General features: G+C 71.5%; 25 protein-coding genes. 12 read left to right on the top strand and 13 right to left on the bottom strand.

Annotated elements, in window-relative coordinates:
- Positions 1–153 precede the first annotated feature (153 nt).
- From ACRWK7_RS10805 to ACRWK7_RS10795, 3 genes are all read left to right on the top strand, one after another.
- Complete coding sequence (locus ACRWK7_RS10805; RefSeq protein ID WP_431856212.1) at positions 154–1,020, top strand: hypothetical protein; 867 nt, start codon at positions 154–156, stop codon at positions 1,018–1,020.
- 88 nt (positions 1,021–1,108) lie between these two features.
- Entirely contained in the window at positions 1,109–1,522 is a 414-nt protein-coding gene (locus ACRWK7_RS10800) for a DUF2267 domain-containing protein (protein ID WP_431856211.1), read from the top strand.
- A gap of 38 nt (positions 1,523–1,560) precedes the next feature.
- Entirely contained in the window at positions 1,561–1,785 is a 225-nt protein-coding gene (locus tag ACRWK7_RS10795; protein ID WP_431856210.1) for a ChaB family protein, read from the top strand.
- A gap of 62 nt (positions 1,786–1,847) precedes the next feature.
- On the opposite strand, the gene ACRWK7_RS10790 is transcribed toward ACRWK7_RS10795, so the two are convergent.
- Together ACRWK7_RS10790 and ACRWK7_RS10785 are read right to left on the bottom strand one after the other, a co-directional pair.
- Positions 1,848–2,093 (bottom strand): hypothetical protein, encoded by a 246-nt coding sequence (locus ACRWK7_RS10790; protein ID WP_431856209.1) that lies wholly within the window; start codon positions 2,091–2,093, stop codon positions 1,848–1,850.
- Between the two features lie 86 nt (positions 2,094–2,179).
- Positions 2,180–2,617 carry a hemerythrin domain-containing protein gene (locus ACRWK7_RS10785; protein ID WP_431856208.1) on the bottom strand — a complete coding sequence of 146 codons (438 nt, stop codon included), beginning with the start codon at positions 2,615–2,617 and terminating at the stop codon, positions 2,180–2,182.
- A 226-nt stretch (positions 2,618–2,843) separates the two neighbouring features.
- Between ACRWK7_RS10785 and ACRWK7_RS10780 the strand changes: the two genes are divergently transcribed.
- The gene (locus ACRWK7_RS10780) at positions 2,844–4,157 is read left to right on the top strand and encodes a pentapeptide repeat-containing protein (protein ID WP_431856207.1); all 1,314 of its coding nucleotides are present in this window, start codon (positions 2,844–2,846) and stop codon (positions 4,155–4,157) included.
- A gap of 340 nt (positions 4,158–4,497) precedes the next feature.
- Positions 4,498–5,184, top strand: coding sequence for a DedA family protein (locus tag ACRWK7_RS10775; RefSeq protein WP_431856206.1), 687 nt, complete (start codon positions 4,498–4,500; stop codon positions 5,182–5,184).
- Positions 5,185–5,256: 72 nt separating this feature from the next.
- Here ACRWK7_RS10775 and ACRWK7_RS10770 read toward each other — a convergent pair whose 3' ends face one another.
- Positions 5,257–5,736, bottom strand: a complete 480-nt coding sequence (locus tag ACRWK7_RS10770) for a MarR family winged helix-turn-helix transcriptional regulator (RefSeq protein WP_431856205.1) — start codon at positions 5,734–5,736, stop codon at positions 5,257–5,259.
- A 400-nt stretch (positions 5,737–6,136) separates the two neighbouring features.
- Between ACRWK7_RS10770 and aguB the strand changes: the two genes are divergently transcribed.
- Positions 6,137–7,012 (top strand): N-carbamoylputrescine amidase, encoded by an 876-nt coding sequence (gene aguB, locus ACRWK7_RS10765; RefSeq protein ID WP_431856204.1) that lies wholly within the window; start codon positions 6,137–6,139, stop codon positions 7,010–7,012.
- 6 nt (positions 7,013–7,018) lie between these two features.
- On the opposite strand, the gene ACRWK7_RS10760 is transcribed toward aguB, so the two are convergent.
- A complete protein-coding gene (locus ACRWK7_RS10760) occupies positions 7,019–7,780 on the bottom strand; it encodes a putative metalloprotease CJM1_0395 family protein (protein WP_431856203.1) in 762 nt (253 codons plus the stop codon).
- Between the two features lie 205 nt (positions 7,781–7,985).
- Here ACRWK7_RS10760 and ACRWK7_RS10755 point away from each other — a divergent pair, with 205 nt between their 5' ends.
- The 3 genes from ACRWK7_RS10755 to ACRWK7_RS10745 all read left to right on the top strand — a co-directional run bounded on the left by ACRWK7_RS10755 (position 7,986) and on the right by ACRWK7_RS10745 (position 12,279).
- Positions 7,986–10,904 (top strand): SLBB domain-containing protein, encoded by a 2,919-nt coding sequence (locus ACRWK7_RS10755; protein ID WP_431856202.1) that lies wholly within the window; start codon positions 7,986–7,988, stop codon positions 10,902–10,904.
- Positions 10,901–11,671: a glycosyltransferase family 2 protein gene (locus ACRWK7_RS10750; protein WP_431856201.1), complete on the top strand. Its 771-nt coding sequence runs from the start codon at positions 10,901–10,903 to the stop codon at positions 11,669–11,671. Before ACRWK7_RS10755 ends, ACRWK7_RS10750 begins: the two co-directional genes overlap by 4 nt.
- Positions 11,672–11,811: 140 nt before the next feature.
- Complete coding sequence (locus ACRWK7_RS10745; protein ID WP_431856200.1) at positions 11,812–12,279, top strand: helix-turn-helix domain-containing protein; 468 nt, start codon at positions 11,812–11,814, stop codon at positions 12,277–12,279.
- On the opposite strand, the gene ACRWK7_RS10740 is transcribed toward ACRWK7_RS10745, so the two are convergent.
- Genes ACRWK7_RS10740 through ACRWK7_RS10720 form a run of 5 tightly spaced genes read right to left on the bottom strand, consistent with a single transcriptional unit; the run spans position 12,186 to position 16,909 of the window.
- Positions 12,186–13,061 (bottom strand): glycosyltransferase family 2 protein, encoded by an 876-nt coding sequence (locus tag ACRWK7_RS10740; RefSeq protein WP_431856272.1) that lies wholly within the window; start codon positions 13,059–13,061, stop codon positions 12,186–12,188. The two genes, ACRWK7_RS10745 and ACRWK7_RS10740, sit on opposite strands and share 94 nt — an antisense overlap.
- 20 nt (positions 13,062–13,081) lie before the next feature.
- The gene (locus ACRWK7_RS10735) at positions 13,082–14,002 is read right to left on the bottom strand and encodes a hypothetical protein (protein WP_431856199.1); all 921 of its coding nucleotides are present in this window, start codon (positions 14,000–14,002) and stop codon (positions 13,082–13,084) included.
- Positions 13,995–15,188, bottom strand: a complete 1,194-nt coding sequence (locus ACRWK7_RS10730) for a glycosyltransferase (protein ID WP_431856198.1) — start codon at positions 15,186–15,188, stop codon at positions 13,995–13,997. Before ACRWK7_RS10730 ends, ACRWK7_RS10735 begins: the two co-directional genes overlap by 8 nt.
- Positions 15,189–15,235: 47 nt before the next feature.
- Positions 15,236–16,465, bottom strand: coding sequence for a hypothetical protein (locus ACRWK7_RS10725; protein ID WP_431856197.1), 1,230 nt, complete (start codon positions 16,463–16,465; stop codon positions 15,236–15,238).
- Between the two features lie 42 nt (positions 16,466–16,507).
- Positions 16,508–16,909, bottom strand: coding sequence for a PAS domain-containing protein (locus tag ACRWK7_RS10720; RefSeq protein WP_431856196.1), 402 nt, complete (start codon positions 16,907–16,909; stop codon positions 16,508–16,510).
- Positions 16,910–17,068: 159 nt separating this feature from the next.
- On the opposite strand from ACRWK7_RS10720, the gene ACRWK7_RS10715 reads away from it, so the two are divergent.
- On the top strand, positions 17,069–18,187 hold the full coding sequence (locus tag ACRWK7_RS10715) for a succinylglutamate desuccinylase/aspartoacylase family protein (RefSeq protein ID WP_431856195.1): 1,119 nt from the start codon (positions 17,069–17,071) through the stop codon (positions 18,185–18,187).
- Here ACRWK7_RS10715 and ACRWK7_RS10710 read toward each other — a convergent pair.
- Positions 18,184–18,654 carry a hypothetical protein gene (locus tag ACRWK7_RS10710; protein WP_431856194.1) on the bottom strand — a complete coding sequence of 157 codons (471 nt, stop codon included), beginning with the start codon at positions 18,652–18,654 and terminating at the stop codon, positions 18,184–18,186. The genes ACRWK7_RS10715 and ACRWK7_RS10710 overlap by 4 nt on opposite strands.
- Before the next feature lie 210 nt (positions 18,655–18,864).
- Here ACRWK7_RS10710 and ACRWK7_RS10705 point away from each other — a divergent pair, with 210 nt between their 5' ends.
- Together ACRWK7_RS10705 and hutG are read left to right on the top strand one after the other, a co-directional pair.
- Positions 18,865–19,218 (top strand): ArsR/SmtB family transcription factor, encoded by a 354-nt coding sequence (locus ACRWK7_RS10705; RefSeq protein ID WP_431856193.1) that lies wholly within the window; start codon positions 18,865–18,867, stop codon positions 19,216–19,218.
- 122 nt (positions 19,219–19,340) lie between these two features.
- Positions 19,341–20,159: an N-formylglutamate deformylase gene (gene hutG / locus ACRWK7_RS10700; protein WP_431856192.1), complete on the top strand. Its 819-nt coding sequence runs from the start codon at positions 19,341–19,343 to the stop codon at positions 20,157–20,159.
- Here hutG and ACRWK7_RS10695 read toward each other — a convergent pair whose 3' ends face one another.
- The 3 genes from ACRWK7_RS10695 to ACRWK7_RS10685 all read right to left on the bottom strand — a co-directional run bounded on the left by ACRWK7_RS10695 (position 20,160) and on the right by ACRWK7_RS10685 (position 22,160).
- Positions 20,160–20,570 carry a bacteriohemerythrin gene (locus tag ACRWK7_RS10695; RefSeq protein ID WP_431856191.1) on the bottom strand — a complete coding sequence of 137 codons (411 nt, stop codon included), beginning with the start codon at positions 20,568–20,570 and terminating at the stop codon, positions 20,160–20,162.
- A gap of 179 nt (positions 20,571–20,749) precedes the next feature.
- Complete coding sequence (gene fabI / locus ACRWK7_RS10690; RefSeq protein WP_431856190.1) at positions 20,750–21,535, bottom strand: enoyl-ACP reductase FabI; 786 nt, start codon at positions 21,533–21,535, stop codon at positions 20,750–20,752.
- A gap of 244 nt (positions 21,536–21,779) precedes the next feature.
- The gene (locus ACRWK7_RS10685) at positions 21,780–22,160 is read right to left on the bottom strand and encodes a YgaP family membrane protein (protein WP_431856189.1); all 381 of its coding nucleotides are present in this window, start codon (positions 22,158–22,160) and stop codon (positions 21,780–21,782) included.
- Positions 22,161–22,208: the final 48 nt, after the last annotated feature.

The raw sequence follows: 22,208 nt of genomic DNA, 5'->3' as shown, positions 1-22,208 counted from the left end.
CCGCGCAAAGTTATGCTGGTATTTTCCGGACCGGTCGCCGATATTGATCCCCATAGACAATCATCGTCCATCAATCTGAACGCCCGAACGAAGCCACCAATTTGGTGTGGCGCCCCGTTTGGTTGTGCGCGAACCTGTACGAGCATCTCAGGAATGACGCAGAATACACTCTGGCAGCCGAGCGACATCAGCACCGAAGCCGGTGCCGAAGGTGGCGAACAGGACTCCCCGAAGCGCCGCGGACGGATTCCGCAGTCGGCGTGGCCGCAGATCCTGGAGCGCTACCGCGCCGGGGCCACGCTGTCGGCGATCGCGCGGGAGTTCGAATGCACGCCGAGCGCCATCTCGTACATCGTGCGCAAGGCCGAGGCGAGCGGCGCGCTCTCCGGTGACGCCCCCACGGCCGACACGCCCGCCGACGCCGCACCGCCGGCGGCCGAGGCTCCGGCCGCCGCCCCGGCGCCCGCTCCCGTCGCTGAGACGCCGGCCCCGGCGCGTGCGCCGCGCCGCGCCGCAGCCGCAGCTGAGGCGCCGCGCCCGGCTGCCCCTGCCCCCGTCGCCGAGGCCGCTCCCGCCGCCGCCAAGCCGGTCGAGGCGCCCCGTCCCGCCGACCCGCCGAAGACCCGCCTGGAGCTGAAGCGCGAGGAACCGCGCCCGGCCCCGACTCCGGCGCCCGCTCCGGCCCCCACCGCGGCTCCGGCCCCCGCGGCCACGTCCGCCTCCGAGGCTCCGGCCGCCGCCCCGGCGCCGCGCCCGGCCGGCGCCCGCCCAGAGCCGACTCCGCCGGTCGATGAGACCGAGGCGCGGCTGCGCGAAACCGCGCGCGGCTGCCTCGCCGCCTACCGCACCTGGCGCCAGCAGCCCGGCCAGGGCAGCATCCAGGCGCTGTCGGACGCCGTGCACGACCTGCGCAAGGTGCTCGCCCGCATCGAGATCGACATGTCGGTGAGCCGCCGCGACGAGCAGGTGGCCCGCCCCATTCCGATCCCCGCCCACCGCGCCGCCCGCCGGCCGCAGTAAGGGCGGTCGCGGCAAGGCTGCTTCGACGTCGGAACCCCTCCCCGGCCTCCGCGGTTCATTCCGTGGATGCGCCGAGGAGGGGTTTTGCATGTCCGGCGAACGGTTCGCCCACACCGTTGCGGAAACCGAGGCGTGGCTGCACGACGTGCAGAGCGCCGGCGGCTTCGATCATGAGCGTCAGGCCTACGCGGCGCTACGCGCCGTGCTGCACGCCATCCGCGACCAGCTGACCGTCGCCGACACCGCCCGATTCGCCGCGCAGCTCCCCACCCTGCTGCGCGGGCTGTACTTCGACGGCTGGCATCCGGACGCCGCACCCGGCCGGGGCTCCCTGGTCGACCGGGTGCGCGAGCACCTGCACGGCCAGCCGGACGTGCCGACCGATCAGGCGCTTCAGGCGGTGCGAACCGTGATGGCGCAACGCCTCGGCCAAAAGGATGTGGCGGGGCTGGGGTGGCCCCCGGCGAAAGATCTACTGCACGTTACAAGCAGGAATGGGTAATATAAGAGCAACGACAAAAAAGGCCTGGAGGAAACCCGATGCCATACCATCGGAACACGGAGCTGCCGGAGTCGGTGAAGGCCCACCTGCCCCTGCACGCGCAGGACATCTACCGGTCAGCCTTCAACAACGCATGGCAGGAGTACGACCGCCCGGAAGCCCGCCGCGCCGGATCGCGCGAGGCGACCGCGCACAAGGTGGCCTGGGCCGCCGTGAAGCGCCGCTATGAAAAGGTCGGCGAAGACTGGCAGCCGAAGCATTAAACCAAAGCAGTGGATTTGGACGCGCCCGCGCGGCGCTTCCGCCGCACGGGCACACCGTACGGTCACTTCACGCCGAGCATTCCCTCGGCCTTCATCAGCATGGCCTCGGAGTCGGCGTGCTTGCCGGCCTTGTGGGCGGCCTCGCCGTCGGCGCGCAGTTTCTTCACCTCGGTCATCTGCTGCGCCGAGATCTGCGGGTTCTTGGCCAGCGCCTCATCGATCTTCTTCATGTGGGTGGGGCAGCTGTTGGCGAAGGCCGGCGCTGCGAACGCGGTCGCCAGGATGGCGGCGAGTGCCAGAACGCGCATCTTTGAGTCCTCCCTTTGCCGGGCACCCGGCCGGGCGCCCTGGAAGAGGGACGTAACGCGGCGCCGGGTTATTCCAAGGCCAGGCCTCAGGCCGCCCGCGGCTGGCGCAGGGCGCGGGCGGTCCGGGTCATCTCCGCCACAGCGTCGGGCGCCGCGCGGTCGCGGATCAGCGGCACCAGCTCGGCGTCCTCGCGCAGGCACTGCTCGTCGAACAGCCGCTTCAGTTCCTCGAAGTCGGTCAACCAGCGTCCGTCCGCGTCGTGGCGCCGGCGGGCGCGCACGGCAAGGTCGTCGGCCATCGCGGCGACGCGGCGGTTGAGGTCCAGCAGGCCATCCAGGCCGGCCGCCGGGTCGAGGCGCGGCAGCACCGCGCGCTCCAGCATCACGCCGTGCACCTCCCACAGCTTGACCAGCGCCTCCATCTCTCCCGCGCGCTCGTCCCAGGCGGGCTGCGCGGCGTTGCCGACGACGGCGAAGACCTCCTTGCCCGCGTCGTGGTCGGATTCGATGGTCTGGGCGATCATGGTCACGCACCCCGTTGCACTGTCTGGCCGTTGCGGTAGCCGGAGGTTGCGACGTCCGGTAAGGGATGAACCCCGGCGCGCCCGATCGGTTCCCGACGGGACGGTCCGTGCGGAGGACGGTGAAACTCCTTAACGATTGCGCCATTATCTTTTAAGAAGCTGTCCAACATCGGAAGCAACCAGCCGCGACGCCTCCGGCACCGCGGCGCACGCAACGGGCCGGGCCATGACGCCTCACGAGTTGGTCGCCGTGCTCGAAAAGCACGAGCGCTGGCTGAAGAACAAGCAGGGCGGCAGCCGCGCCAACCTGACCATGGCCAACCTCGAGGGCGCCAACCTGTCCGGCGTTGACCTGACGTCGGGCAAGCTCTCCGGCGCCAACCTCACGCACAGCGACCTCTCCAACGCCAACCTCAGCCACGCCGACCTGTTCGCCGCCCACCTGACCAAGGCCGACATGTCCGGCACCAACCTGTACCGGGCCGACCTGCGCGGCGCGCACCTGCGCGGCGCCAAGCTGAAGCGCGCCATCCTGAAGGAAGCCGACCTGCGCGGCGGCGCCCTGCTGTACGGCGGCGGCGGCGGAAGCGGCAAGGGCAAGGGCGTGGACTTCGTGCGCTCAGACCTGTCCGGCAGCGACCTCGACGACGCCATGATGTCGAACGCCAACCTGTCCGGCGCCGACCTCACCGACGTCAGCATGAACGGCGCCGACTGCGAGGGCGCGCTGTTGACCGGCGCCACGCTGCTGCGCGCGCAGATGAAGACCTGCAACCTGACGCGCGCCGATATGCGCGGCTGCAACCTGTCGGGGGTCAACCTCAACGGCGCGGTGCTGCGCGACGCCAACCTGACCGGCGCGGTGCTGGCCGGCGCCAATCTGCGCAACGCCGACCTGCAAGGCGCCAAGCTGGAGGGCGCGGACCTCGCCGGCGCCGACACCACCGGCGCCAACATGGCCCGCTCGGCCGAGAACTTCTCGCTGCACATCCAGGAAGCGCTGAGCAACCACTACACCTGGATCAACACCAACGGCGCCATGGGGGGGCGCGCCGACCTGAACGGCGCCGACCTCGCCCACATCGACCTGCACGGGGTGAACCTCAGCGGCGCCAGCCTGAAGGGCGCCCAACTGGCGGGCGCCAAGATGCGCGACAGCCTGCTCATCATGTGCGAGATCTCCGAGGCCGACCTGCGCGACGCCGACTTCACCGGCGCCATCCTGGACGGCGCCAACCTGCGCGGCAGCGACTTCAGCGGCGCCCGCCTCGACGGCGCCGGCATCGGCTGGGTCGACATCAAGGGGCCGGACGGCAAGCCGACAGGGCGCCTGTGGGCGGCCAACCTGATCGGCTGCCAGTTCGTCAACGCCTCGCTGGTGCGCGCCAACCTGCGCGGCGCCAATCTGGCGGGGTGCGATTTCAGCGGCGCCGACCTGACCGGCGCCATCCTGACCGACGCGAACATCCGCGACGCCAGGTTCACCGGCGCCAACCTGACCGGCGCCAGCCTGCCGCCCGCCCCCGACCCCGACGACTGATGCGGGGGGCACAGTCGGGGCCCAAGTCTCCGAAAGTGTCCACCCGAACCCTATGACAAGTGGTATAACCACCTTCGCTCAAAGCGAGCGCGACAGGGCCTTGAGTCTTGTGTCATCATTCCATTGCGCCGGCTGCCTGGGATACCCAGGTATGGCAAAACCGGAACAGATGGAATGAGCCGACACGCAGAACGGTCGGCCGGTCGGGAGGCAAGCGTTCGGGAGAGCGGCCCGTGCAGGCGTCATTGCCGACGTGCCAGGATCCGCGCGCCAGGACCGGCGGAGGGTTTCCGCCGGGGATCTACGGCATAGGCGGCAGCACGAGGACACAAGAGCACCCATGGATCTCGAATATCTGCAAAGCCTGGTCGCCGACTACGGCACCTGGTTCTACGTCGTCACCTTCCTGTGGACGTTCATCGAGGGCGAGACCTTCGTGATCTACGCGGGCGTGCTGGTGGCGCAGGGTCTCCTCGATGGTCCGCTTCTGCTCGCCTGCGCGTGGCTCGGCAGCTTCTGCGGCGACCAGACCTACTTCTACATCGGCCGCCTGTTCGGCCCCCGGCTGCTGCGCCGCTTCCCGAGCTGGCAGCGCCACGTGAACACCGCCGACGACTTCCTGAAGCGCTACGACACCGTGTTCATCCTCAGCTTCCGCTGGATCTACGGCGTGCGCAACTTCGCCAGCTTCGCCATGGGCATGAGCCACCTGCCCTGGTACCGCTTCCTGATGCTGAACTTCATCGCGGCCGGCGTCTGGGCGATCGGCTTCTGCGGCGGCGGCTACCTGCTCGGCACGGCGCTGCGCCCGGTGCTGGACCAGGTGGCGCCGTACTTCACGCTCGCCATGCTCGGCGTCTTCGTCTTCATGTTCAGCATGGTGTTCCTGGCGCACCGCATCCAGAAGCGCCGCATGGCCAAGCGCCTGAAGGCGGAGGCGGACGCCGGCACGCCCCCGGTGTCCACCGCGCCGCTCGGCGCCGGCCAGCGGACCGAGGCGGTGGTCGCCACGGCCAGCAAGATCTAAGGTACGACCGCAAACACGAGAAAGGGCCGCTCCGAAGGAGCGGCCCTTTTCATTTGGAACGGCGTGACGGCGTCAGTCCAGATCGTCGCCCAGCAGGCCGGTGCCGCCCAAGTTGGCGGAGATGCGGCACAGCACCTCCATGGTGCGGCGCAGATCCTCGGCCGGGATGCCGCGCACCGCCTGGTCGTTCACTTCACCGGCGCAGTTCAGCAGCACTTCCTTCAGCGCACGGCCGCGGGCGGTCAGGAAGATGTTGACCTTGCGGCGGTCGTGGACGTTGCGGACCCGCTCGACCAGCCCCTTGTGTTCCATGGTGTTGAGCGCGGTGACGGTGGTCGGCTCCATCATGCCGACGCGCTGGCTCAGTTCGCGCTGGGTCAGCCCGTCCTCCTCCCACAGTGCGCGCAGGAAGAACCACTGCCCCATGCTGACGCCGTGCGACGCGATGCGCGACTGCAGTGCCCGCGAGAACGCCCGGTGGACGTCGCGGACGGCGTGCGACAGGTTCGCGTCGATCTGGTCGGCGACGATTCCGTTGCTGCTCGATGCCAAGGCCAGCGCTGCTCCGTACCTCTTGAAAGGACCGTGCATCCAAACAATCTTTCCGCAGTCGCCGGCGGCACCCCAGCTCATTCGGGGCCCGAACGACAGGTTGAATTTTTACCAATCATAATCGTTTTGCCCAAAAGCGCAAAGCAAAAGCGCAGTATGCCGCGTGTGCATGCAATGATATGCCACGCCCCGATGCACCCGCGCCGCACTCCAACCAGAGCTTGGCCGCCGGCCGGTTCTGTATACGCAAGTATGCGACCGACTATTTCGGCCCGCAAGGGTGCAGAGGATCGTCATATCCAGGTATGCAAGAGCGGTTGTTTCTGACACATTCCGCCCGGTATTTTGCCTGGACGGGTTCGTTGATTGCCTGTTGTGCCGAGAGGGAGTACCGAAAAAGATGAGGACCGTGACCGTGGCGGCCACGCAGATGGCCTGCACCTGGGATCGCGCCGCCAACGTGGAGCGCGCGGAGGCGCTGGTGCGCGAGGCCGCCGGCCGCGGCGCGCAGATCGTGCTGCTGCAGGAGCTGTTCGAGACCCCCTACTTCTGCAAGGACCAGAAGCCGGAGCTGTTCGACCTCGCCGCCCCCGCCGAGGACCACCCGGTGCTGGCGCGGATGAGCGCGCTGGCGGCCGAACTGGGCGTGGTGCTGCCGGTCAGCTTCTTCGAGCGGGCGAACACCGCCTTCTACAACTCGCTGGCCGTCATCGACGCCGACGGGCGGGTGCTCGGCGTGTATCGCAAGTCGCACATCCCGGACGGCCCCGGATACCAGGAAAAATACTATTTCAGCCCCGGCGATACCGGTTTCCAGGTCTACAAGACGCGCTACGCCACCATCGGCACGGCGATCTGCTGGGACCAGTGGTTCCCGGAGGGAGCGCGCATCATGGCGCTGAAGGGAGCGGAACTGCTGTTCTACCCGACCGCCATCGGGTCGGAGCCGCAGGACGCCTCGCTGGACAGCCGCGACCATTGGACGCGGGTGATGCAGGGCCACGCCGGCGCCAACCTGGTGCCGCTGATCGCCTCCAACCGCGTCGGCCGCGAGGACGCGGAGAGCTGCGGCATAACCTTCTACGGCTCGTCCTTCATCGCCGGCCCGACCGGGGAGTTGGTCGCGCAGGCCGACCGGGAGAGCCAGACGGTGCTGACCGCCAGCTTCGACCTGGACGCGGTGGCGCGCCAGCGCGCCGCGTGGGGCGTCTTCCGCGACCGCCGGCCGGAGTTCTACGGGCCGTTGCTGACCCTCGACGGGCAGACGCGGCGGTAACCGGGGCTACGCGAACAGCGCCGCGGCGCTGCGGGGCGCGGCGCTGATCCGGGCGGCGGCGCCGTAGGCGGCCACACCCCGCGCCACCAGCGCCGGGATGGCCGCCGCTTCGGCCCCCGGCGCCGGGAAGGTCGGCAGGCCGGGCGCCGGCTCGTTCCGCGCGCCGGCGGTCGTGGACGGCCGCTCGCCGCCGGGCGCGGTCCCGCTCTGCTCGCCGCTGCCCGGCGTCGCATCGGTCCGATCGGTCGCGGAAGGGTCCGCGGAGGCGTTCAGCTGGCGGTGCGCCTGGACCAGGGCGGCGTCCGCCGAGGCGGCGACCGCCAGGTCCTGCCCCGACGGCTCGGCCGGCGCCAGGGCGGCGGCCTTGATCTGCTGCGCCTGTTGGATGGCGGCTTCGGGCGAGCGGGCGGCGGGCGCGCGGACCGGCACCTCGCCGCCGGTGGCGTAGCTGCGGCCGTCCGGTCCCTTGGTGTAGGAGAAGGTGGCACCGCCGGCCAGGGCGCCGCCGGCCGCCTGATGCGCGGCCTCGTGCTGGCGCACCTTGGTGTCGACGGCCTTGAGCTTGTCGACCTGCTTCTGCTCGTCGTCGCTGAGCGGGGCGCCGGGCGCCTTGGGACCGCCGGTTGCCTGCTGCGGTGACGCCTTGGTGCCGGTGGCGTTGGTATCGGGCGGTGTCCCCGCCGTCTCCTGGGCACCATCCGCCGTTCGGCCAAAGCCCGCCTGGGGCGGCCGGTACAGGGCGCCGTAGCCAATCCGCGGAATGTCCATCCTTGGACCCTCCACACCAACAATGGCTCATTCTACCACCATCGCGCAGCAGCGGCAACGCGGCGGGGGCGGGGTGCAAACGTGTTGCGTTCCGCATAAACACACGCAAATGTATTCATGATCGCGACCCCGCACCGGCGTCGCTCCGCGTGGTCTTTCATGCATGATATCTATTGCGTGCAGGAGGCTCGTCCGGCTGGCGCTGATGGCGGCGCTGATCCCATGGGCACACGTTGCGCTGGCCGCTGAGCCGGCGCGGCCGTCGCCGCACGCCCAGTCGCCGGTCGAGGCTTCCTTCTCCGCCCGCGCCGGGGGCCCGTTGCGGGCCTTCGGCTACGACCAGCTGCCGGACACGCCCGGCGGGATAGCGACGCTGGGCGCCGTGCAGGCCGACTACCGGCTGGGCACCGGCGACACGCTGGCGGTGATGCTGCGCGGCCAGAAGACCGCCAGCAAGCGGGTGGTCATCGACGCCGAGGGGCGCCTGCTGCTGGAGGACCTGCGCCCGGTCACCGCCGCCGGCCGCACGCTGGCCGAACTGCGCGAGGAGGTGCAGGCCGCCATGTCGGCCGCGCACCTGGACGTGGAGGTGTTCGTCTCGCTGGCCGAGGTGCGGCGGATCGGCGTCTTCGTGCTCGGCCCGGTGCGGCGGCCGGGGCGCGTCGAGCTGACCGCCTTCGCCACCGTGCTGGACGCGCTGACCGCGGCCGGCGGCGTCACCGCGGACGGCTCCCTGCGCAGCATCCGCCTGGTCAGCCCCGGCGGCGGCGAGCGCGGCATCGACCTCTACCGCCTGCTGATGCCCGGCGGCGGCGGGGCGGCCGACGAGCGGCTGCGCGATGGCGACCGCATCCTGGTGCCGCCGCTCGGCCCCACCTTGGCGGTGGCCGGCGCGGTCAAGCGGCCGGGAATCTACGAGCTGGCCGCCGACCGCCCCCGCCTGACGCTGGCGGAAATGGGCGATCTCGCTGGTGGCCCGGTGCGGCCCGGCCCGGCGCGGGCGTTGCGCCTCGCCATCGGCGCGGACGGCGCCGAGCGCGGCGAGGAGGTGGCCGACGCGGAGATGCCGCTGTTCGGCGACGGCGACCTGCTGCTGCTCACCCCACGCCAGGAGAACCGCCGCAACACCGTGCGGCTGGAGGGGCACGTGCACCGCCCCGGCCCGCGCGAGCTGGCCAAGGCGCGCTCGCTGCGCGGCCTCGTGCGCGCCGAGGACCTGCGGCCGGAGCCCTACCTGCCCTTCGCCGCGCTCGCCGCCACCGACCCGCGCAGCCGGGCGCGGACGCTGCGCCCCATCGACCTCGCCGCGGTGCTCGACGGCGAGAGCGATCCCCGCCTCGCCGAGGGCGACACGTTGATCGTGCTGGGGGCGGAGGACGTGGACTTCCTGACCTCCGAACCGGTGCTCGCGCTGCTGCGCGGCGGCAAGCCGCCGGCCGGCGCCTGCCGCGGCCTGGAGGTGCTGGCCCGCACGCTGGCGGCCGAGCCGCAGGGCACCCTGGCCCGCGGCCCGCAGGCGCGCGCCGCGGCCACGATGACCGGCAGCACCGCCCCCTGCCCGCCGGTGTTCGACGAGCACCCCGACCTGCTGGCCTTCGCGCTCGGCCACGCCACGCTGGTGCGCAGCGGCGTGCCGCGGCCGGGCTTCTACCCCGCGGCGCGGCCGGCGGTGGCGATGGGCGGCGCCTCCGCCCCGCGCGGCGGCATCCTGGAATCCGACGAGCCGCGCGTCGAACTGATCGGCCACGTCCGCCACCCCGGCGTGCGGCCGCTGCACGCCGCGTCGTCGCTGCGCCGCGCGCTCGCCGACGGCGAGGCGATGCAGCCCGGCGTCTACCCGCTGTTGGGCGTGATCGAACGGCACGACCGCCGCACGCTGGCCCGCCAGCTCATCGCCTTTTCGCCGCAGGAGGTCGCCGCCGGGCGCTTCGACCGGCATCTGGCCGACCACGACCGCATCCACCTGCTGAGCGCCGAGCGGGTGCGCGCCCTGGTCGCGCCGGCCACCGGCGATCCACGCGCTCCCGCCGCCCCGGTCGCCGCGGCCCCGCCGGGCGCCCCCGCGGCGGAGCCGCCTCCTCCCTTGCCCGCCGCCGCTCCGGTGGGCGGCGAGCCCGTCGATCCGGCGATCGCCGCCCTGTTCCTGGAGCGCGTCGTGCAGGTGCGCGGTGCCGTGCTGCGGCCGGGCGCCTACCCGGTGGCGGGGCCGACCGCGATCGAGGCGCTGATCGACGCCGCCGACGGCGCCACGGCCGGCGCCGACCTGTCGGCGGTGGAGGTGACTGCCGCGGCGCAGCGGCGCCTCATCGACCTCATCCGTCCCGGAACCGGGCGGCAGACCGTTGCGGCCGGCGACGCCATCCGCGTCAACGCCGCGCCGGCGGCGCTGGAGAGCCGCGCCGTCACCATCGCCGGCGCGGTTCGCCGCCCCGGATCGTACGACGTCACCCGCAACGAGACGCTGGCCTCGCTGATCGACCGGGCCGGCGGCCTGACCGAGGAAGCCTACCCGGCCGGCACCCTCTTCACCCGAGCCGGCGAACGCCGCCGCCAGAAGGAGGAGTTCGAGCAGGACGCCCGCGCCATCGAGCGCGCGCTGGTCCGCGCCAAGGCCAGGGGCGACACGGTCAATCCCGACGACGCCGCGCACACCCGCCAGCTGGTGGCCGAGCTGCGCGGCACCGAGCCGCTGGGCCGCATCGTCGTCGAGGCCGACCCGGCGGTGCTGAAGCAGCGCCCGGAGCTGAACGTGCTGCTGGAATCCGACGACCGCATCCTGATCCCCAAGCGCCCGCTGAGCGTCGCCGTGGCCGGCGAGGTGCTGCGCCCGGCCGCGCTGCAGTTCCGCACCGGCAAGACGCCGGAGGACTACATCCGCGAGGCCGGCGGCACGACGCGCGAGGCCGACGAGGGGCGCGCCTACCTCATCCTGCCCGACGGCCGGGCGCAGCCGCTGGCGATCTCCGCCTGGAACCACACGGTGACCGCCGTGCCGCCCGGCTCGGTCGTCGTGGTGCCGCGCGATCCCAAGCCGTTCGACTGGCTGGAGCTGAGCAAGAACGTCGGCAGCATCCTGTCCAGCCTGGCGATCACCGCCGCCTCCGTCTCGGTGATCTCGCGATGACCCGGATCTCCGTCGTCACCGTGGTGCGCAACGACCTCGCCGGCCTGCTGGCGACGCGGGACAGCCTGCGGGCGCAGCGCTTCGGCGGATGGGAGTGGATCGTCGTGGACGGCGCCTCCACCGACGGCACCGCCGCGTGGCTAGCCGCGCACGCCGACGAGCCGGCGTGGTGGCGCTCCGCCCCCGACGGCGGGCTCTACGACGCCATGAACGTCGGGCTGGACGCCGCCCGCGGCGAGCACGTGCTGTTCCTCAACGCCGGCGACACGCTGGCCGGGACGGAGGTGCTGGGACGCCTCGCCGCGGCGGACGGCGACCTGCTGTACGGCGACGCGCTGGAACGCGGGGCGGATGGCCGGCTGAGTCTCAAGCCGGCGCGGTCGCACCGCTTCGCCTTCTACGGCATGTTCACCCACCATCAGGCGATGGCCTACCGCCGGACCACGGTGGCCGGGCTGCGCTTCGAGTCGCGCTACTCGGTGGGCGCCGACTACGCCTTCACGTTGCGGGCTCTGGAACGCTCGGAACGGGTGTCGCGGCTCGACTTTCCGGTGTGCGTGTTCGCCCCCGGCGGGGTGTCGCAGCGCCACGCCGCGATCGGGCGCGACGACCAGACGCGGGTGCGCCGGGAACTGCTCGGCACCGGTCGGTTGCTTTGTGCCGCAATCACGGCAACACAATGTTGCGCGGCGGCAATGAAACGGCACCTGCCAACTCTGTATTCGCTAGGCCGTTTCCGCCCCCTGGACATTTCGTTTCGTTTATAGCCTCCACCCCGGGTCCGTGCGGATATATTGTTGATGCCGACAGGAGGTTGCATAAAATTTGGTTTCAGGACTTACCGTCAGGGCCGCCAGCCGACCCCGCCAGCCGACCCGACGCCTGAACCCAGCCCGAGAGCCCCGCCATGACCGCAACCAAGACCAAGCTCGCATCCCCCCACACCCTGTCCCGGCGCGGCGAAGGCCCCAATCCCATCGACGTGCACGTCGGCGCGCGCCTGCGCCTGCGCCGGACGCTGCTCGGCCTCAGCCAGGAGAAGCTGGGCGAGGCGGTGGGCATCACCTTCCAGCAGTTGCAGAAGTACGAGCGCGGCTCCAACCGCATCAGCGCCAGCCGGCTGTTCAACCTGTCGCAGGTGCTGGAGGTGCCGGTCAGCTTCTTCTTCGACGACATGCCGCAGGCCGGAGCCAAGCCCAGCGCCGCCGAGATGCCGCCCAGCGAGACCGAGGAGTTCGACTCCATGGCCCGGCGCGAGACGCTGGAACTGGTGCGCGCCTACTACCGCATCGACGACGCGTCGGTGCGCAAGCGCACCTTCGACCTCGTCAAGGCGCTGGGCGGCGACCGCGAGGCCAGCAGCGAAGCGGCCTGACGCGTTTTGACGCCCACCTGCCAGTAATAGAAGGCGCGGGCCAGCGCGTAATGCAGGCCCGCCGCCCCGTCGAGAAAGCCCAGCTTCAGCGCGTAGCCGTGCAGGAAGACCGCGAGCGGGCGCAGCGGCATCGCGTGCAGCAGCCGCTTCAGCGCCCGCCGCCGCGGGCTGTCCAGCGCGATCAGCGCCGCCATGCGGCCGTCGGCGCGCAACGCCGCCTCCCAGTCGGAATAGCGGTTGTGGCGGTCGAACCACGCCGCCAGTGGCTTGCCGTCGGCGTGCAGCAGGCGCCCGGTCAAACGGCCGACCGGACCGTCCACCAGCGGCTGGTAGTGCCCCTCCACCTCCCACATGGAGGCCACGTCGAGATCCGGCACCTCCGGGAAGCGCGCGCGGCGGCGGTCGAGCAGAGCCAGCTTGGCGTTCCCGGCCCCGAAGCGCAGGACCTTGCCGAGGAACACCGGCCGCCCCTCGACGACATAGCCCGCACACGTCGGGCCGGAGGCCATCAGCGCGGCCAGTTCATCGACCAGCGCCGGAGTCAGCCGCTCGTCGGCGTCCACGTACAGCACCCAGTCGTGCGCGAAGGGCAGACTATCCAGGCACCATTGCTTCTTCTTCGGATAGCGCCCGTTCCAGCGGAACGGCACGACGGTGGCGCCCCACGCCTCGGCGATGGCGACCGTCCCGTCGGTGCTGCCGGAGTCCACCACGAACACCTGCGCGAAACGCTTCAGCGCGGCGAGGCAGTGCGGCAGGTTCTCGGCCTCGTCGAGCGTCATAGTGATCACGGAAATCGGTATCATCCGCGCCGTACCGCCCGATAGGTCGCCAGGAACGCGCCCAACGCAAGCCCGCCGGCCAGCGCCCCCGGCAAAACCACCAGCGGGTCGGGCCAGTCCGGCTGGCGTGCCGCCGCGGGCGGCTGGATCGGGTCGGCGGCGAAGGGCAGGTCCACCTCGATCAGCAGGGAGACGCGCTCCTGCTCGGCCAGCAGATCGACCAGGGGGCGGCGGTGATCGGCCTGGGTGACGGTGGCGAGCTTGGCGCGGACGTGCGCCACCTGGGCGGCGCTGCGCCGGCTCGCCTCGGCCCGCAGGTGCGCGTCCGCCGCCGCCGCGAGGCGGCCGAGCAGTTCGAGCGCGAAGGCGCGGTCGGGGTGGCGCAGCGACAGCCGCCGCATCGGGCTGGTGCCCACCGGCGCCACCACCAGCATGCGGCGCAGCCGGGCGGCGACCGCCTCGGCGTCCGGCTCCAGCCAGTCCTCACGGCCGGCGAGACCAAGCGCCAGCCGCTTCAGCGCCGCTCCGGCGCCGGAGGGCGCCGCCCAGCCGGTACCGTCCCAGCGCTCGGGGAACAGGCGCGGCGCCAGCGCCGGATCGGCCATCAGCCGCGCCGCCACCGGCACCGAACCGAGCAGTTCCAGGAAGCGGCTGAAATCCGACAGCGTCTCCTCCCCGGTGCCCGGCTCGGCGAGGCCGAAGGCGCCGTCGGCGCCATGCACCGGCATGCGCGGCCCCATGGCGGCAACGCCGGTGCGCGCCGTCGGGCCGACGACCATGCTCGCGGTATGCTGCGCCGGCACCAGCCGCAGGCCCAGCACCGCCAACAAGAGCGCCGCCAGCCCGCAGGCCAGGGCGAACCGCCAGCCGGAGCGCAGCGTACCCGCCAGCACGCCCAGGCCGCCCGTCTCGCCGACGAAGGGCCGCGACACCTCAACCATGCCTGGGCCCCCAGGCGGGCGCCGACGCGCACGGCGCCGGGCGCGCCGCCGCCGCCAGCGCCAGGAAGCGCGCCGCCGCCGCATCGGCGTCCCACGCCTGCGCCGCGGTCAGCGCCCGCGCGCTTTCCACCGCGCAACGCGCCGGGTCGGCGGCGTAGGCGCGGATCGCCCCGGCGACGCCCCTGGCCTCGCCGGGGTCGAGCACGTCACCACAGCCCTGCTCCGTCAGCAGACGCGCCGCCTCGCTGTCCGCTGGTCCCAGGAACAGGCAGGGCCGCCCCGCTGCGAGCGCGCCGTATATCTTGCACGGCACCAGCAATCCCCCGGCCCGCGGGTCCATGGCGGCGACGTGGAGATCGGCGGCGGCCAGCGTGTCGGACAGGCGCCCGGCCGGCTGGAACGGCAGAACCTGCACGTTGTCCAGGCGCTTGGCTGCCTCGGCCACCGCCGGATGCCCCCGACCGTCGCCGACCAGCAGGAACGCCACCTCCGGAAGCTCCGCGGCGGCGGCGAGCAGCGCCCCCAACGGGTGGGCCAGCCCGAAATTGCCGGCGTAGGCGACGGTGAAGCGCTCTCCCAGCCCCAGTCGCGCGCGCAAGGCGGACGCCGCGCGCGGCAGCGGCCGGATGGCGGTATCGGCCCAGTTCGGCACCACCGCCGGCTCCGCCACGCCCAGCGCGCGCAGACGCCCGGCCATGCAGCGGCCGATGGCGATGACCCGCGCATGGCGCCGCAGCGCCGCAGCCATGGCGCCCTCAAGCACCCACCGCATCGCACGCGGCAGGCGGACGCCAAGCACCGGCAGCAGCGCGGGAAACAGGTCATGGCACCAGTGCACCGCCGCCCCGTGCCGCACCGCCAGCAGCGGCCCGGCCAAGGCCAACAGCGGCGGGTCGGTCATGGTGACCACCACGTCGTGCCGCGGCAGCGCCAGGGCGCGCACTGTCAGCCGGGCCAGCGCCGCCAGATAGCCGCGCACACCCGGACGGTCCTCCCCCCGCCCGCCGGCACGCACCACGGCGACGCCACGCGGCGCTTCCGCCGGGCCGGCGCCATCGGTCAGCACGGTGACGCGCCAGCCAGCGCACGCGGCCCGTCCGGCCAGATCGGCGAGGCAGCGCCCGCTGGCTCCGCGGTCGGGCGGGAAGACGCGGTTGATGAAGAGGATCGAGGGCGGCTCGGGCAACGCGCAGGACCTTCGAAGCGATTGCATTCGAAAGTATGCACCACACGCTAAGCGTCAGCAAATCCGTTCCGACTTGGCGCTTCGCGGGTTTTTTCCGAGGCAACAACCATCAAGGTGAGCAGAAGCCCGCAATCGAGATACTTGAAGCTGGTGTGCGCGCCGAGCGCCATCGCAAGCGGTGCCAGCACCGACACCGCCAGCGGCGGGTCGGACCGCAGCAACCGCCACGCCGACGGCGCCAGCGCCGCGAGGTAGGCGGCGAGCGCCATCAGGCCCAGCGCCCCGGTCTTGAACAGCGTGTAGCTCGCCAGCGTGTGCGTGTACGCCACGCGCCAGCCGCCGACCGCCGGGTTGGCGATCAGCGCGCCCCAGCCGTCGCCGAACAGGAACGCCTCGGCCGAGCGGCCGACCTGCTCCAGCACCGCCGCGGCCTCCTCGATACGGGCGTTGGTGCCGGCCAGCCGGTTCTTCTCCGCCACCTGCGCCAGCGCCCCCGCCAGCGTGTCGCCGAGCAGCAGCAGCGCCACGCCGGACAGCGCCGCCATGACCAGCACCATCCGCGGCGCCCGGCGCCACCACCAGGGCACGGTGACCAGGAACCCGATCAAAGCCAGCCCCAGCGCCATGCGGTGCACCGCCCCGGCCAAGGCGCCCAGGCACAGCGCCGCCGGCACCAGCAGCACCCCGGCGCCGAGCCGGCGCGCCCAGCCGCCGCGCGCCGCCAGTCCGAGCGCCGCCATCGGCAGAGCCACCGCGGCGAACAGCACCGAGGGTGCGTTCAGGAAGTAGCGCAACCCGTCCGCCATCGCGCGCACGCCGACCGCGCCGAAGCCCCACTCCGCCTGCCGCCACCAGCGCAGGGCGAACAGCACGCCGGCCAGGGCCAGCCCTGCCGCCAGCAACCGCTCCGCCCGCCCGTCGCCCCGACGCAGCAGCGGCACCAGCAGCACCGGCAGGAACAGGTAGCCGAGCGGCACCACGTCGCGCAGCACCGCCGCCGGCTCCCACCCCAACGTCAGCCCGCGCACCAGCGGCGCCCACAGCAGCCACGCGAAGGACAACACCCCGACCGCTTCCCATCCCGGCAGTGCCGGTGCACGCAGCGCGTGGCCACTCACCACCGCGCAGGGCCTGCGCCAGCCCAGCGCGGCAAGCAGCAGCGCGCCGATGCCGGCCTCCACCACGCGCACCTCCGCCGGCGCCGGCGCGCTGAGCATCCCATAGAGCGCCAGCGCCCCGAACAGCGCCGCGCCGCGTCCTGTCGCCGTGAGGTCCATGCCGGCAGCATGCCACGCCCCCGCAACCGGGGCGAGAGCAACTCAGACTCTGCACCGTTCCGGAATTTCTTCGGACACGATGAACCAGCGGCAGATCCGGCCGGACGCGTCGCGGTCGCAGATCGCCTTGGCGTGGAACCAGCGGTACGCGCCGTCGTGGCGCCGGTATCGGTAGTCGGCCTCGTACCGCCCGCCGGACGCCACGGCCCGCGCCCAGGTCGCCGCCGCGCGCGCCTGGTCGTCGGGGTGCAGCACGTCCAGCCAGCCGTGCCCCTTCAGCGCCTCGCCGCTCAGCCCGGTGTAGGCCCGGACAGCGGCGTCGGCGTAGACGTTGCGGCCCTCCGCGTCGGCGATGACGATCAGCGGAGCGGCCGGCGGCGCTGCTCCCGGCCCTGGTCCGAGGTCGGAGCGTCCGTCCGTGATTTCGTAGGTGTCCAGCGGCATGGCCTTTTGCCCTCACCACGCATCCGAGGAGACGTCTAAGGGTCCAAACATTGGCAGCGAAGCGATTTTAATTCAAATACAATATAGTTATAACACCACACTCGACGGACGGCCCAAGCCGCGCTATCTGCTGACGCGAGGCTGCACCGGAGATGCCCCATGGTCGAGGAAATCCCCCTCCCCTGCGCGCGGCTGGGCACGCGACGGGTATTGGCGGTGCACCGCTTCGGCACGCCGGGCGCCCGACCCAAGGCGTACCTGCAGGCGGCGCTGCACGCCGACGAGACGCCGGGCATGCTGGTGGCGCACCACCTGATCCGCCTGTTGCGCAAGGCCACGGTGACCGGCGAGGTGGTCGTCGTGCCGGTGGCCAACCCGGTGGGCCTCGCCCAGGTCGTGGAGGGCACGCATGTGGGCCGCTACGCCCTCGACGGCGGCGGCAACTTCAACCGGCAGTTCCCCGACCTGACCGACGCGGCGGCCGAGCGGCTGACCGGCGCGCTCGGCGGCGACCCGGTGGAGAACGTCCGGCTGGTGCGCGCCGCCTTGCACGCGGCGCACGCCGGGTTGACGCCGGTGACCGAGGTGGCGGCGCTGCGCCACGCGCTGCTCGGGCTGGCGCTCGACGCCGACCTCGTGCTCGACCTGCACTGCGACCAGGAGGCGGTGCCGCACCTCTACACCGGCGAAGCCCTGTGGCCGGCGCTGTCCGACGTGGCCGGGGAGTTGGGCTGCGAAGCGGTGCTGCTGGAGCGGGACTCCGGCGGCACGCCGTTCGACGAGGCGTGCTCCGGCCCGTGGCGGCATCTGGCCGGACGCTTCGGCTCCGAAACTCCGGTTCCGCCCGGCTGCGCCGCCGCCACCGTGGAGCTGCGCGGCAAGGCAGACGTGTCGGACACGCTGGCGGAGGCGGACGCGCGCGCCTTGCTGCGCGTCCTGGTTCGCCGCGGCGTGGTGGCCGGCGAAGCTGCGCCGCCGCCCCCGGCGTGCGAGGCGACGCCGCTGGCCGGTCTGGAGCGGCTGACCGCCCCGCGCCCCGGCGTCATCGCCTTCCACCGCGTGGTGGGCGAACGGGTGGCGCCGGGCGATCTGGTGGCGGAGATCGTCGACCCCACCGCCGCCGACCTGGCACAAGCGCGCACCCCGCTGCGCGCCGGCGTGGCGGGGCTTGTGATGGCCCGCAGCAACCGCCGCTTCGCCGGCATGGGCGAACTGGTGGCCTCGATCGCCGGCCGCGAGCCGCTGCAGCGGACCGGCCGCGGCCTGCTGTTCGATTAGGCGTATCGGACGGTCGCCTGCTCCAGCCGGTAGAACAGCCCTTCGTGGGGGTTGAGGCGCAGCGTGCCCGACACGATGACGGCGTTGCGCGTTTCCGGCGCCGGGACCCTGGCGTGGACGTGCAGCATGGAGGCCGGTCCGGGGCGCTCGCACGCCGGGCAGCCGACCGGGTTGGCGGCGAGGATGAAGCGGCGCTGCGGCCCGCCCTCGGTCAGCGACACCATGAAGCCGCGCAGGGTGACCGTCCTCCCGTCCAGCGCCGCGACGGCGTCCGGGAACTGCGGGATCGCGGCGGCGCCGGCCAGACGGACGCCAGCGAGGTCGCGCCACAGCGCGGTGAATTCATCGAGGGCGAGATGGAAGCGGCCCGCGGGATGCGTCGGCTCCGCCGCGCCGCCGGCCCACACGGCCATCCCGGCGATCGGCGCCAACGCCAAAGGCAACAAGACCTGGCGACGCGTCGTCATGGTTTCCTCCCGGTGCGGTAGATCCGCAGCGGCCGTTTGCGGCCTTCTTCTGATTTGCGGCGAATTGTTCCCAACTCCCGCCCGGCCGTCAACTCCCCTCCGCCCACCCCCACCAACGGGAGCGCCAAGGCAAAGGTGGGGTGACGCCGACGCGCCGGACCGGCATGATGGCCATATCTCCAGCCCTTGCGACTTTCCGGAGCCCGTTTCATGCCGAACGCGAAACCCGCGCTGGCGCGCGTCAGCGAGGACCAGACCGCCGAACTGGCGGACATGTTCCGCCTGATGAGTGACCCCAGCCGGCTGCGCATCATCCTGGCCTGCCTGGAGACGCCGACCTCGGTCGGCGACATGGCCACGGCGCTGGGCCTGTCGCCCTCGCTGGTCAGCCACCACCTGCGCCTGTTGCGCGCCGGCCGCCTGATCCAGGCGGAGCGGCGCGGCAACCGCGTCTATTACCTGATCACCGACGAGCACATCCGCCGGGTGCTGTCCGATATGGTCGATCACGTCGCCGAAAGCGACGATCTGGACGCGGACGAACCGAACGACTCCCCATCGTAGAACTTCCTTAGCAAATGTAATAAAATCGTAATTCGATTTGACGACGGCGGTGTCCGCCGCCATAGTCGTTGTGCGTCGCAGCATGACTGCCGCGCGCCGACACGGCTCCCCAGGGTGTTTCGATGGAAACCTTCCGCTTCCAGCCGGGTGAAACTCCGATCCTGCTGAGCATCCCGCACGTCGGCACGGCCATCCCGCCGGACGCCGCCGCCGGCATGACCGAGGCGGCCCTGGCCACGCCGGACACCGACTGGCACCTGGACCGCCTGTACCATTTCGCCCCGGCGCTCGGCATCGGCTTCCTGAAGGCGACGTGCTCGCGCTATGTGATCGACCTCAACCGCGACCCGGCCGGGGCGGCGCTGTACGCCGGCGCCGACAACACCGAGCTGTGCCCGCTGAGCACCTTCGACCATCAGCCGCTCTACCGCCCCGGCCACGAGCCCGACGTTGCCGAGGTGCAGCGCCGCATCGACACCTACTGGCGCCCCTACCACGAGACGCTGCAGCGCGAGTTGCAGGCGCTGCGCGACCGCTTCGGCGTCGCCGTGCTGTTCGACGCGCACTCGATCCGGTCCGAGGTGCCGCGCTTCTTCCAGGGCACGCTGACCGATTTCAACCTCGGCACCGCCGACGGCGCCACCGCCGCGCCGAAGCTGGTCGGCCGGCTGATGAACGTGCTGGCGGCGACCGGCACGTACAGCTCGGTGCTGAACGGCCGCTTCAAGGGCGGCTACATCACCCGCGCGTACGGCAAGCCGGACGAGGGAATCCACGCCGTCCAGCTCGAGCTCAGCCAGCGCACGTACATGGACGAGGCGCCGCCTTTCCGCTACCGCGACGATCTGGCCGGGGATGTACGCCCGCTGATCGAGCGCCTGCTGGGCGCCATCGCGGAGTGGGCCCGCGAGCGGACGCGGGCGGCGCGGGTGGCGGTGTAGTCAGACCCACACGCCCCGCACGTACGGCGCGATCTGCGTGTCTTCCATGATGATGTGGTTCACCAGCCAGTCGGCGGTGAAGGCGTAGATCCGCTCGCCGTTGGCGCGGGTCGGTTCCTTGGCGAAGACGTTGGAGAGATCGCCGATCGCCTTCACGGCGTCGGCGTGGCGGCGCTTGTGCTCCTCCATCTTCGGGAAGTGCACCTTCTCCATGATCTTCTCTTCGCGCTGGAAATGCTGGTGCGTGTATTCCAGCAGCTTCATCAGCGTCTTGGCGACGCGCGCCGGCATATAGACCCGCGCGTTCAGCGCGGCGTCCAGCTCATTCAGGTACTCGATCAGGTGCCTGTGATCATCGTCGATGGACGGTTGCCCAACACTGAGCTGGCGCCGCCACGCTATCGCACCCATACCGCCTCCGGACTTGGCGCCCACCCCTTTTCACGGGCATCCACTGGCCGGATTATGCGTGCGGTGCAGCGCGGCACAGAAGGAATCATGCGGGCGCACGGCAATTTGACGCACCCAATCCCACACGCAAAAGGGGCGGAAGCTGACGCTTCCGCCCCTTTCCGGGTGCAACCCCGCGGTCAACCGACGATGGAGTAGCCGCAGTCCACGTAGGTCGTGGCGCCGGTGATGCCCTTGGCGCCGTCGGTGGCGAGAAAGGCCGTGGTGTAGCCGACCTCGTCGATGGTGACCAGGCGCTGCTCGGGCGCACGGTCGGCGGCCTTGGCCATCAGCTCGTCAAAGTGGGCGATGCCCGACGCGGCGCGCGTCTTGATCGGGCCGGGGGAAATGGCGTGCACGCGGATGCCCTTCGGGCCCAGCTCGGACGCCAGATAGCGAACGCTGGCTTCCAGAGCGGCCTTCACCGGCCCCATGACGCCGTAGTTCTCGATCACGCGCTGCGAGCCGAAGTACGACATGGTGAACAGCGTGCCGCCGTCCTTCATCAGCGGCTCGGCGTAGCGGGCCATGCGGATGAACGAGTGGCAGGACACGTCCATCGCCGCCGAGAAGCCGTCGCGCGAGCAGTCGACGACGCGGCCGTGCAGATCCTCGCGCGGGGCGAAGGCGATGGAGTGCAGCGCGAAGTCGAGCTTGCCCCACTTCTGCTCGATCTTCTCGAACATGGCCTTCAGCTGGCCTTCGCCGGTGACGTCCACCGGCTCGAAGATCTCGGCCTCGACCTCGCGGGCCAGCGGCTCGACGTGCGGCTTGGCCTTGTCGTTCAGGTAGCTGATCGCCAGGTCGGCACCCAGCGCCCTGAACGCCTTGGCGCAGCCCCAGGCGATCGACTGGTCGTTGGCGATGCCGAGGATCAGGCCCTTCTTGCCGGCCAGGCTGGCGGCCGCAGGAATCATGGTGGTCATCAGAAGTGTCCCATCTGGAAAGTCGGGGATTGCCGTCAGGCCGCTGACTGGATGGTCGTTCCGCGCATCGCATCCTTACATGAAAAAGTACTCATGCAAGCATACCGCCGGCCCGTCCTTCCTCCCCACCCGCAGCGTTACGTTTGTGCGGCGCAGCATACAGCAGATAGTCAAGACGTGCAACGCACGAATACTGCAACAAAATTGACAAGTTTTGGGTAATTCGCGAAACGACGCAGTGCGTTCAGGTCGTGCCGGGGGAGAAGGACGGCGGATCGCTGGCCGGGAAGGATTCCTCGGACGCCTCGTCCACCCGCTCGTCGGCGTCGCCGTAGATGTCGCCAGGATTACGGGAGTACGGGTGGGTGCCCTCCTCGACGTCCTGGGCGGGAATGGCGGGATCGGGGCGGCGCCAGCCCTCCATCAGGCCGTACGCCGGGCAATAGCCGGTCAGGCCGCGCGCCACCAGCGCGCCGCCGGCCAGCGCCATGACCGCGCCGCCGATGGTCGGCCGGCGGATGCCGAGCACCGCAAGGATGCCGCCGCCGACCAGCGAGGCCAGACGCTCAGCGTGGCCGACGTTGATCATCCGGTCGAAGTCGTCGAAATGGACGTGCTGCGCCATGGAGGTCTCCCGCTGGGACGGATCTCGTGCCCCTTGAACGGCGCGCTC

This window comes from Azospirillum sp., assembly GCF_050789165.1.
Note: the sequence above shows the minus strand (reverse complement) of the source record. Positions and strands in the feature narration are given on the sequence as shown.

Bases quoted from the DNA above. Each gene is read 5' to 3' on its own strand.
- ACRWK7_RS10805 (WP_431856212.1), top strand. From the start codon at position 154: ATGACGCAGAATACACTCTGGCAGCCGAGCGACATCAGCACCGAAGCC.
- ACRWK7_RS10800 (WP_431856211.1), top strand. From the start codon at position 1,109: ATGTCCGGCGAACGGTTCGCCCACACCGTTGCGGAAACCGAGGCGTGG.
- ACRWK7_RS10795 (WP_431856210.1), top strand. From the start codon at position 1,561: ATGCCATACCATCGGAACACGGAGCTGCCGGAGTCGGTGAAGGCCCAC.
- ACRWK7_RS10790 (WP_431856209.1), bottom strand. From the start codon at position 2,093: ATGCGCGTTCTGGCACTCGCCGCCATCCTGGCGACCGCGTTCGCAGCG.
- ACRWK7_RS10785 (WP_431856208.1), bottom strand. From the start codon at position 2,617: ATGATCGCCCAGACCATCGAATCCGACCACGACGCGGGCAAGGAGGTC.
- ACRWK7_RS10780 (WP_431856207.1), top strand. From the start codon at position 2,844: ATGACGCCTCACGAGTTGGTCGCCGTGCTCGAAAAGCACGAGCGCTGG.
- ACRWK7_RS10775 (WP_431856206.1), top strand. From the start codon at position 4,498: ATGGATCTCGAATATCTGCAAAGCCTGGTCGCCGACTACGGCACCTGG.
- aguB (WP_431856204.1), top strand. From the start codon at position 6,137: ATGAGGACCGTGACCGTGGCGGCCACGCAGATGGCCTGCACCTGGGAT.
- ACRWK7_RS10760 (WP_431856203.1), bottom strand. From the start codon at position 7,780: ATGGACATTCCGCGGATTGGCTACGGCGCCCTGTACCGGCCGCCCCAG.
- ACRWK7_RS10755 (WP_431856202.1), top strand. From the start codon at position 7,986: ATGGCGGCGCTGATCCCATGGGCACACGTTGCGCTGGCCGCTGAGCCG.
- ACRWK7_RS10750 (WP_431856201.1), top strand. From the start codon at position 10,901: ATGACCCGGATCTCCGTCGTCACCGTGGTGCGCAACGACCTCGCCGGC.
- ACRWK7_RS10745 (WP_431856200.1), top strand. From the start codon at position 11,812: ATGACCGCAACCAAGACCAAGCTCGCATCCCCCCACACCCTGTCCCGG.
- ACRWK7_RS10740 (WP_431856272.1), bottom strand. From the start codon at position 13,061: ATGACGCTCGACGAGGCCGAGAACCTGCCGCACTGCCTCGCCGCGCTG.
- ACRWK7_RS10735 (WP_431856199.1), bottom strand. From the start codon at position 14,002: ATGGTTGAGGTGTCGCGGCCCTTCGTCGGCGAGACGGGCGGCCTGGGC.
- ACRWK7_RS10725 (WP_431856197.1), bottom strand. From the start codon at position 16,465: ATGGACCTCACGGCGACAGGACGCGGCGCGGCGCTGTTCGGGGCGCTG.
- ACRWK7_RS10720 (WP_431856196.1), bottom strand. From the start codon at position 16,909: ATGCCGCTGGACACCTACGAAATCACGGACGGACGCTCCGACCTCGGA.
- ACRWK7_RS10715 (WP_431856195.1), top strand. From the start codon at position 17,069: ATGGTCGAGGAAATCCCCCTCCCCTGCGCGCGGCTGGGCACGCGACGG.
- ACRWK7_RS10710 (WP_431856194.1), bottom strand. From the start codon at position 18,654: ATGACGACGCGTCGCCAGGTCTTGTTGCCTTTGGCGTTGGCGCCGATC.
- ACRWK7_RS10705 (WP_431856193.1), top strand. From the start codon at position 18,865: ATGCCGAACGCGAAACCCGCGCTGGCGCGCGTCAGCGAGGACCAGACC.
- hutG (WP_431856192.1), top strand. From the start codon at position 19,341: ATGGAAACCTTCCGCTTCCAGCCGGGTGAAACTCCGATCCTGCTGAGC.
- ACRWK7_RS10695 (WP_431856191.1), bottom strand. From the start codon at position 20,570: ATGGGTGCGATAGCGTGGCGGCGCCAGCTCAGTGTTGGGCAACCGTCC.
- fabI (WP_431856190.1), bottom strand. From the start codon at position 21,535: ATGACCACCATGATTCCTGCGGCCGCCAGCCTGGCCGGCAAGAAGGGC.
- ACRWK7_RS10685 (WP_431856189.1), bottom strand. From the start codon at position 22,160: ATGGCGCAGCACGTCCATTTCGACGACTTCGACCGGATGATCAACGTC.